The 9768-nt window shown below is 48.9% G+C and carries 8 protein-coding genes; 3 read left to right on the forward strand and 5 right to left on the reverse strand.

Translation table 11 applies throughout. The features are described 5' to 3' along the window. Nucleotides 1–237: 237 nt before the first annotated feature. The 5 genes from B4J50_RS02705 to B4J50_RS02725 form a co-directional block, all read right to left on the reverse strand. On the reverse strand, nt 238–3495 hold the full coding sequence (locus B4J50_RS02705; protein ID WP_286953896.1) for an AAA family ATPase: 3258 nt from the start codon (nt 3493–3495) through the stop codon (nt 238–240). Between the two features lie 11 nt (nt 3496–3506). Beyond that, the gene (locus B4J50_RS02710) at nt 3507–4748 is read right to left on the reverse strand and encodes an exonuclease SbcCD subunit D C-terminal domain-containing protein (protein WP_024821930.1); all 1242 of its coding nucleotides are present in this window, start codon (nt 4746–4748) and stop codon (nt 3507–3509) included. Beyond that, nucleotides 4745–4924 (reverse strand): hypothetical protein, encoded by a 180-nt coding sequence (locus B4J50_RS02715; RefSeq protein WP_024821929.1) that lies wholly within the window; start codon nt 4922–4924, stop codon nt 4745–4747. Before B4J50_RS02715 ends, B4J50_RS02710 begins: the two co-directional genes overlap by 4 nt. Before the next feature lie 351 nt (nt 4925–5275). Next, on the reverse strand, nt 5276–5671 hold the full coding sequence (locus tag B4J50_RS02720) for a rhodanese-like domain-containing protein (RefSeq protein WP_024821928.1): 396 nt from the start codon (nt 5669–5671) through the stop codon (nt 5276–5278). 199 nt (nt 5672–5870) lie between these two features. Next, the gene (locus tag B4J50_RS02725) at nt 5871–6614 is read right to left on the reverse strand and encodes an SPL family radical SAM protein (protein WP_286953899.1); all 744 of its coding nucleotides are present in this window, start codon (nt 6612–6614) and stop codon (nt 5871–5873) included. Nucleotides 6615–7173: 559 nt separating this feature from the next. Here B4J50_RS02725 and B4J50_RS02730 point away from each other — a divergent pair. From B4J50_RS02730 to B4J50_RS02740, 3 genes are all read left to right on the forward strand, one after another. Continuing rightward, nucleotides 7174–7782 carry a TetR/AcrR family transcriptional regulator gene (locus tag B4J50_RS02730; protein WP_024821925.1) on the forward strand — a complete coding sequence of 203 codons (609 nt, stop codon included), beginning with the start codon at nt 7174–7176 and terminating at the stop codon, nt 7780–7782. Continuing rightward, a complete protein-coding gene (locus B4J50_RS02735) occupies nt 7779–8930 on the forward strand; it encodes an efflux RND transporter periplasmic adaptor subunit (RefSeq protein WP_024821924.1) in 1152 nt (383 codons plus the stop codon). Before B4J50_RS02730 ends, B4J50_RS02735 begins: the two co-directional genes overlap by 4 nt. After that, the coding region (locus B4J50_RS02740) for an ABC transporter permease (RefSeq protein WP_286953902.1) at nt 8927–9768 on the forward strand (842 nt) is incomplete at its 3' end. The genes B4J50_RS02735 and B4J50_RS02740, both read left to right, overlap by 4 nt.

Below are 9768 nucleotides of genomic sequence, written 5' to 3' on the forward strand. Positions count from 1 at the left end.
GCAGCAAGGGAATTTGTGGCTTATATACGATTAGCAAAAAGTTTTGTGGCTCGTAGAAGCCATTTCATGAGCAGCAAAAACTAAAAAAGAAGGAACAGCCCCTTATCGAGATCCACTCCTTCTCTTTTGTTTTTTAACTTCAAGCAGACCGGTAACGCCTGCATTATCTACTAAAAAGCCGCTCCGGCTCCGGCCGCTTTAGCCACTTCGGCCTCTTCCATAGCCTTTATAGCAGCCCTACGCGCCCTCGCAACATCCCGGGCCCGTCAGTCTGCTCTTCCCACCCGACACCGGCTCCACCTCAATCTGCGTGCTGATCCTCTCTCGCAGCGCGGATACATGTGAAATCACGCCGATCAGCTTTCCTTCCTGCTGCAAGCCAGCTAAGGTTTCGAGAGCGGTTTCCAAGGCATCTTCATCTAACGTTCCAAACCCTTCGTCCAGAAAGAGAGAATCGACCCTCACCTTCTGACTCGCCATCTTCGAGAGTCCAAGGGCCAGGTTAAGGCTCACAATAAAGGTTTCTCCACCAGAGAGGTTTTTCGTCGATCTGACCTCCCCCGCCTGGTAGTTGTCGATAACATCAAGCTCCAGCGGTTGTTCCTCATTTTGTATCAAAAGGTAGCGATCTGTCATTTTGGCAAGCTGCCGATTGGCATGAGACACCATCAATTTGAAGGTCTGCCCCTGCGCAAAATTCCGATACTTTTTGCCATCTGACGACCCTATCAGGCTATGCAGTTTAGCCCACCGATTGCACTTTTTTTTCTGCTCTTCAATAGCCCCCTGCTTCTCTTTCATGCGCTCTTTGGCCTGGCTGTTCAAGGCAAGCTGCTGCTTCAACCCCGCAATAACGTCACGAAGAAGCCTCAGTTTTTCTTCCCACTCCCTAAATTGGGGCTCAAGCTCTTCACGCCCCTCATCTGTCACCTTTTTGGCAATTTCAGCCGCCAAACGCTCTTTGCGGTCTTCCTCTTTGGCCTTGAGTTCCGTCTGCCGGTTGTCGAGGCTCCTTGCCCTGTTTGCCAGCGCCGCCCGTTCCGAAGATGTAAGGCGAGCCTGCAGAAACCGCGCCTCGTCGCAGAATCCACCCGCATGCAAAGAGATATGAAACGCCGATTCGAGCTCGTCAAGCAGCGACGCTCTCTCCCCAATCTTCGTACTGAGCGACTCTATGCTTGCCTTCGTTGCGGTCAGCCTCTGTTGCGCTAGGTTAAGCCAATTTCGTGCCTCTCTCTCAGCCTCCTCAGCCTTGGCAATCTGTTGGCTCATACGCTCTTCTTCTTTGTCGGGGTCTTTATCTCCGTAGAGATTCTGGCGCTCAGCCATTGCGCTCGTATATCCATCTTGAGCCGACTGTAAGGCCTGCTTTTTCTCTGCCAAATCCATCTTCTGCGTCTCAATTTCACCATCAAGCTTACCCAACGTCTTTTCAAGCTGAAAGAGCTCTCTTTCTACTTTTTCCTTCTCATCGACATGGGTCTGCAATGCTTCAAGCCGTTCGTGCAACGCCCCACGCAATGAAGAGATGTCTGTCTCTGATGTGAGATCGACGCCGAGGGGGTGCAGTTTCTCTGATATAGTTACCTTTAAGCGCTCATAGTCGTCTCTCATCTTTTGTAGCGTCTCATTCAAGTCTGAGAGATCTTTTTCTGCCCTTTCCTTCTCTTGTGTAACGAGCCGAACATCGCTTTCCAACTCTTTTAGTTTGCTCGTGGACTCCCGCTCAGCTGCTTCACGCTCTTTTACGTCCTCGCCCAAAGCTTCTGCCGCTTCTATAAGCCCCGTCAGCTCATTGATCCTTTTCTGCGTTCCATCGGGGAGAGGAATATTCCCCTCAGCATAGGGATGGGCCATAGCTCCACAGAGTGGGCACGGTTTGCCGTCCTCAAGTTGGGCTCTGTAATCTTCAAGTTGCGCTATCTTTTTGAGGAGGTTCATTTCACGCAGCAGGGCTTCTTTTTCGGCGCGATATTCTCGAAGTAACCGCCCTGCCAAGAGAGTTTCAAGCTCTTTTTGCGTCTCTTCGTGAGCCTTGACAGTCTCTTCAACCTGCTTTTTGAGAACGTCATTCTTTCTGACACACTCCGCCAGCCTTTCGCAACAGGTGACACGGTCTGCCTGAACTTGTCGTACCTCCGCCTCTTTCTGGGTCACGGCCTTCTTTCTGTCAAGAAGATAGGTCAACTGCTCTTCTATTCCCGTCAAACCGCTTACCAGCCACTCATCTTCGGAGTGGGTCTCAAGGTATTCATGAACACCTTTCAACTTTTCGCCGGCTCTACTGTGTTCCGCTTCCTTTACGCCCCTCTCCTTCTCCTTTGCCTCAATCGCCTCGGCAATCCCCGTACACTTCTTGGCGCACGATTCCACGTCTTCCCCTTTCAGGGCGAGATTTTGGTCGAGCAAACGCACATTTTTAATAAGAGGAACCTCTTGGTTCAGCTCTTCTTTGGCCTTTTGGGTCTGCTGCTCTGCTTTTTTCAAGCTCTCTTCACACTCTTTAAAGGAACCCTCAAGCCCGGGAAGCTCCTCTTCCAGCTTTTCCAACGAGGCGCTATCATCGCTCTGAACCTTCCGAACCTCTGCCAGTCTGGCATATTCGCCGTCAAGTTCGGCCGCTTTCTGGGCATGGTCAAGGCGCTCTCGCTCCGGTTGGAACTCTTCCATTTCGGATGCGAGCTTTGCGGATTCCTCAGCGAGAGAAGCGATCTCTCCATGAAGTGTTTCTATATCCTTCAGCCACAAAAGGGCGCGCTCCGTCTCCTCCCGTTGAGCGGCGAGGGTGGTCTCTTCTTCTCGTTTTTCGGCTATCTCGTGCCCAATCTCGCATTCCCGCTCGGGAGTGAGAAGTTCAATGCCAGAAGCCTCGGCTTCCAGCAGGCCTAACGCATCTTTTTCGCTACTATGACGCTTCTGGACACGTCGTGAAATTTCAGAATAAATCTCGGTGCCAGTTATCTGTTCAAGTATTTCTGACTTCTGCTCCGGGTTGGCCTTCAGGAAGGTATCGAAGCTGCCCTGCGCAAGGAGAATCGACCTGGTGAAACGGTCGAAATCCATTCCAATTTTATCTACAATAACGCCCGGAACCAGGCTTTTTTTCGACTCGATAACTGTGCCTGGCCCATCGTCTTTCACTTCGCTGATCTCATGATGTGCATCGACGAGGTTTCCATCAATCTTACCGTGGGCGCGATGCTGCTCCCAGAAACAACGAAAACGCCCTGCCTGAGATTCGAAAACAACCTCTGCAAAGCACTCCGCCGTCTGACGAGACATGATTTCGTTGCCGCTCTTTGTGATCCGCCCGAGTCGAGGAGTTGCCCCGTACAAAGCCAGGCAGATTGCGTCAAGGATGGTGGATTTGCCGGCGCCCGTCGGCCCCGTGATCGCAAAGATGCCGTGCGTCATATACGCTGGATCTGTAAAATCGATTCGCCACTCTCCGTAGAGAGAGTTCAGGTTTTTAAATCGGAGTTCAAGAATTTTCATGTCCAGCCCTCTTATTCCGCATTAACGTCGTCTTCATAAAGAGACCTGACTATTTCGTTGTACGCTGTGACAAGCTCTTCCCGCTCTTCCTGAGGAACATCGTGATCGTCGAGGCAGCGTTCAAAAATGTCGTTCACTGTCAGATCGTCGAGGGTCTCGTTTTCCTCAAGAGCCAGAGTGGCATTTTCCATAACCTGCCTGTTTTTTATTCGCCTAATTTCCATGGAACTGCCCAAGATGGCCTCTTCCATGACCTCCCGCAGATTCCCCACGATGCTCGTGCCCGTATAGTCGATCTCAAGCCACGCAAAGCTGCCCTGTCCCTTAAGTTCCTCAATTCTCGACTCTATTTCATCAAGGGAACCCACGATGCGTTCCAAAGGCTGAAAGCACGGAACCTGAATGTCCCGAACGTCTGGCATCGTGCTGTTGAAGTCAACAATAATCACCCTTTTATTTTGACGGGCCTCACCGTAGCCCATAGGGATGGGAGAGCCACAGTAACGGAGGTGATCAGTATTTCCCACACGCTGAGGGACGTGGAGATGTCCCAGCGCAAAATAGTCGATGGATGGAGGGAAGCGGTCGGCCGCCACATGAGCCAGAGAACCGACGTATAACTCTCTGACACCGTCTCCGTCCACCGTTGCGCCCCCGACCGTAAAAAGGTGCCCCATAGCGATGATAGGAATGTCTATGTCGCTACTCTCCTTGAGTTCGGCGCGCTTTTGCTCTGCGATGTGGCAGACGACTTCATAGTGATTTGCAACGCCTTCGATGAGCTTGTCATTCTTGTCTTTAATTGTTTCGCCAGCCTCGACAACGCGAATATCTTTATCCCGAAGGTACGGAACCGCACAGACGATGGCTTCCGGCTTTTGGGTCCTATCTCTCAGTACGATAATTTCGTCTTCAGGGTTATCTGTTATGGAACCCACAACGTGGACGTTCAGGGCCTTGAGAATCTCTTTGGGGGCATTCAGAAAGGAGGGGGAATCGTGGTTTCCCGCAATGATGACAACGTGCCGGCAGCAGGAACGGGAGACTGTGCAGAGAAAGTTGTAGTAAAGCTCCTGAGCGCGGTTGCTGGGGGTGCTCGTGTCAAAAACATCTCCGGCGACAAGCAGTGCATCGACATTTTCGGCTTCGATAGTTGTGCCGAGCCAGTCTAGAAATTGGGCAAACTCGTCGTAGCGTTTGCGCCCGTAAAGGGAGCGCCCGAGGTGCCAGTCTGATGTATGGAGAATCTTCATTGGGCTTCCTCCTGTGAAGTAATTGAAATAGTCTCTTCTGCTGATGCGGCTGAAACTGCTGACAAAGCCGTCGCGGCCAAGGTAGCTGAAGCTGCCAGAGTAATCGAGTCAGTCGAATATGCCACCACAAACAGTACTAAAGAAACCGCCAGCACCGCCCCAACGGGACCAGCCACGGTTTCTCTTTGAATTATAGCTGAGGATTTTACATTCTCAGCCTCTTCTTACGCATATTTTTGTCCAGGCCGCCACAGGCACGAGCACGTGATAAAGGCATAATCACATGGCAAAGACGTAAACACGCACCAAATATGCAAATTAATATATATTGTACCTCAAGTTATTTCCGGCGAGGCAGAAAGATGGGCTATAAACAAATAAAAAAGGAATGAGCCCGATGGTACCCAAGCGCCTAAGCACCGAAGTGTCGAACCCATTCCTCTCAAATTACTTAGCTATTGATTAACATTGAGGTGCTGAACAATGTGTTTATTCATTTCTCCCACGGAGAAATATATCTAAATGCCTCAAGACGAACACGTCTCTGTTTGTATGTCACAGCAATGTGCTTCTAAAGGTAGGTAGGTCAAATCACATTGCATACCACCCTTTAGAGAGCACGCATTATAACCTAACAACCTCATAAGAGACACGACTTGCCCTGCAGATTGACCTGAATAGCAACAGACAACCACCTTTTTATCTTTCGGAATTTCATCCAGATGATCTCCTACCTCACTCCAAAAAACATTGATAGCGCCTTCCAGATGTTCTTTTTCAAAATCCTCTGGCTTCCGAATATCAAGAATATAAACATCTTCTCTACTCATAAGCTCTTTCAACTGGTCGCAACTGATAAGATTATTGCATCCTTTTTTAAGATCTTGAAAATAAACCGCAACTGCCTCTTCGATGGTCTTCAAAACAAAACCTCCTTTTATAAGTACTTAGATAACGATAATCAATATCAATAATAATTTAAAAAAAAAGAGATTTCAATAACAAAAACATTTTATATATAAAGAACGGATTGCCTATGCAATTCTGACCAAATGAGTGCGAACACCCAAACAGCAAAAGTGCCTGTAGTAAGTACACGCAACTACTATGATCGGGCATTCCTTAGAAAACTACCGAGCACTCAATACCCAAACGGAAGCAATCTGACTTGATTTGCTGGCTTACCCGAGCGAAAAATTCCTCCGTCATATACTCTTCCAAACTGTATTTTTTGTAGACAAAATCCGCATAGTGGTAGTTCATGCGATCCACCAAAATGTAGTCAACAGCCTCTGTCAGCAGATTAATCAGTTTTTCCGCACCTGGAAGAATCGGGGCAATCATTGCATAGGTCCGGATTCCCTGCCGATGTAATTCAATAAGAGCGTTGATTCGCTCTGGTATAGATGGCGCGGCAGGCTCAAACAATTTTCTTATATCGTCATTTGCAGTTGTTATAGTAAGCCCTACTTCCACGTTTTTTGCTTCTTTGAGTATATCCATATCTCTAAGAACCAAAGGAGATCGGGTCTGGATCACCACGGGCCAATCTTCGCGAAACAATATCTGCAAGCATTGCCTGGTGAGCTCGTACCGTTTCTCTAAGGGCTGATATGGGTCACAGACACCGCTGATCCAAACTGTCGCCTTCTTTTTCTTGCGTATTTCTTTTTGCAGCAACTCTACAGCATTGACCTTCACGTCAACGAACGTACCCCATGGTTCCTTGTGACCAGTGAACTTTTTCATATACCGGGCATAGCAGTATGTACAGGCATGTTGGCAGCCGACATAGGGGTTAATGACATAAGGGTAAATTTTTGAGGCTGAAAGAATGCTCTTGGCGTGTATCTCCCGAATAATCATGAAAACCTTCTTACGTGCGTGGATTCTGCACTACTGGTAGGGAATCTACCGTCGAGATCTTCCAAGTTTAGAACATGCGCCCATACCTTATCTTTAGAATCCATATTGCCCCACCCCTCGTTTGCAAAAGACGCCTAACAAAAAAACGCTATTGCGAAGATTATCGCACGACCTTAATCAACAACAAAGCTCTATCCGGTGAGACGAGGGGATTTGAGAAAGCTGAATCAAAAAATAATCGCGCAACACCACAATAAACCTAATAATATTGCCATAAAGCTCGACTGAAAGTCCACATATCGACACCAACTCTTGAAGCCAAGAACGGTTCGATCTCACAAAAATCGAAAGTTTTACTTTGGGAAGCAAAAGCAAAAGGCTATACACCGTGCTCAAAATGCTATGCCGCTGACTGAAAGAAATGGAAATGTGCTGAAAAAGGTGCGGAGCAGATCGCAAAGAAGGCCACCCTCCAGCAACAATAGGTTTAAAAAACGCTTGACAAATCCCCCCTTCATGATAAAAAATAGTAATTAATTACTTTTTTATGGAGGTTTACATGAGCTCATCAAGCAAATATCTTTCGGGAGAGAAACGACGGGTGATGACGGTAGAAGCGGTGATCGAGTTGGCTGGCGAACAAAATCCGAGCGAAATTACCACAGCCGCCATAGCCAAACACATGGGATTGACTCAAGGTGCACTTTTTCGTTATTTCCCCAACAAGGATGCCATCTTACGAGCAGTTATGGAATGGGTAGCCGAGCGATTAATGTCTCGCATCGACAAGGCGGTACACGCAAAAGCCTCTCCTCTCGCCGCTCTTGAAAGCATGTTTATGGCACATGTGGACTTTATAACAGAGCATCCTGGTATTCCACGTATGCTATTTTGTGAATTGCAACGTTCTGAAGAAACCGTTCCCAAGCAGATGGCACAAACGCTTACCATGCGTTATAAAGAGCGCCTCAATCATTTCTTTGAACAAGGTAAAAACTGTGGAGAGCTTGACGGAAAGCTTGATAGCGAAGCTGCAGCTACACTTTTCGTAGGCTCTATTCAAGGGTTGGTCATGCAATCGTTAATAGCTGGAGATGTGAGCCATATGCGCCGCAATGCACCAAAAGTTTTTGGCATCTACCAGCGAGGCATTAGGAATACACTATGAAAAAATTGCCTTTCCAAATACGCACACTGGCACTGATAGCTGTACTTGTGCCTCTATTTGCGCTTTTTGTCTATGTGGCCTTGCGTTCGGGGCCACTTGCTCCAGTATCAATTGTGTTGGCCACAGTCGAGAATAAGAGCCTCTCTCCTGCTCTATTCGGTATTGGAACCATTGAGGCTCGTTACACCTACAAGATTGGCCCAACGTTCGCGGGCCGGGTCGAACGTTTGGATGTACACGTAGGTGAACATGTCAAGGCGGGACAAGCGCTTGGCGAAATGGATCCGGTGGATCTTGATGAGCGTATTAAGGCTCAAAATGCCACCCTGAAGCGAGCAACGGCTCTCTTAAGTGAAACGCAGGTACGTAAGGATTATGCCAAAACACAGGCTTTACGTTACGAGCAGTTACTTAAAGCGGGTTTCGCCAGTGAGGAGATAGCAGACACTAAACGACAAGAGCTGTTGGTTGCGGAAACAGCGCTAACTGCAGCACGTGAGGAGCTTTCCCGTGTACGTGCCGAGCGGGAGGCACTAGAGGCGCAGCGCAGTAATTTGTCTCTGATTGCACCAGTTGACGGATTGATTATTTCACGTAATGCCGATCCAGGAACCACCGTAGTTGCTGGTCAAGCTGTCGTGGAATTGATCGACCCGTACTCACTGTGGGTCAACGTCCGCTTCGATCAAATTCGTGCGCGAGGTCTTGCCGCCGGTTTATCAGCCCAGATCACATTGCGTTCCCAGGCAGGTGAACTGCAAACAGGGCGTGTTCTGCGAGTCGAGCCATTGGCAGATGTGGTAACTGAGGAAGTATTGGCCAAAGTTGTATTCGACCACATTCCCGATCCTATGCCGCCAATCGGCGAACTGGCCGAAGTCACGATTACATTACCAACGCTTGCGGAAACTCCAGTTGTCCCTAACGCCGCCATTCATCATATTGATGGCAAATTAGGCGTGTGGCAAGTCATAAATGGTGACCTTCGTTTTACTCCAGTTTCACTAGGAATCGCTGATTTGGAGGGCCTCGTACAGGTACAAGAAGGGCTCAAGATTGGTGACCAGGTAGTGATCTATAGCGAAAACGCATTGAACGAACGCCGCCGAATTCGCATCGTTGATCATATCCCGGGGGTAACGCAATGATCAGTTTGGCAGGGCGAGATATCATGCACTCTTGGGGAAAGTTCGTCTTTACCGCCATGGGACTTGGACTCCTGATTGGCGTTACATTATCCATGGCCGGCATCTATCGTGGCATGGTGGATGACGCTAAGGTGCTGCTCGACAACAGCGGTGCTGATCTCTGGGTAGTACAGAAAGACACGCTTGGTCCTTATGCTGAATCATCAAGCATCTACGACGACATCTGGCGCGAGATACGAGGCATGCCGGGAGTGAAACAGACAGCGAACATCACCTATCTCACTATGCAGGTGCGCAAAAGCAAAGAAGAAAGAGATGTGCGCGTCATGGTTACCGGCGTCACACCTGGAGAAGCAGGAACGCCGGGCTGGCCACCCTATCTTGTAGCAGGACGTCAGATCACTCGGAGCCATTACGAGGCCGTTGCTGATATCGCCTCGGGATTTAAACTTGGTGAACATATCCAGATCCGTCGTAACCAATACACCGTGGTCGGCCTGACCAGGAGGATGGTTTCTTCTAATGGTGATCCGATGGTGTTTATCCCGCTTAAAGATGCCCAAGAAGCCCAGTTTTTAAAAGACAATGACGCCATCCGAGAACAGCGCCGACGCACAGCTGAAAATCCAGCTTTTAACCAGCCTGGAATGCCTGGTTTACTTGATACGGTTATTGCCTCGCAAAGTACCAACCCCTACGTCAATGCGATTTTAGTTCGGATTGAAACAGGCCATGCTCCAGAAGAAGTGGCTGAATCGATCCGACGCTGGAAGCGCTTGACGGTCTACACTCGAGATCAGATGGAGGAAATTCTTGTCGGCAAGCTGATCGCCACCTC

Source organism: Aminobacterium sp. UBA4908 (genome assembly GCF_002398115.1).
Classification (GTDB): Bacteria; Synergistota; Synergistia; order Synergistales; family Aminobacteriaceae; genus Aminobacterium; species Aminobacterium mobile.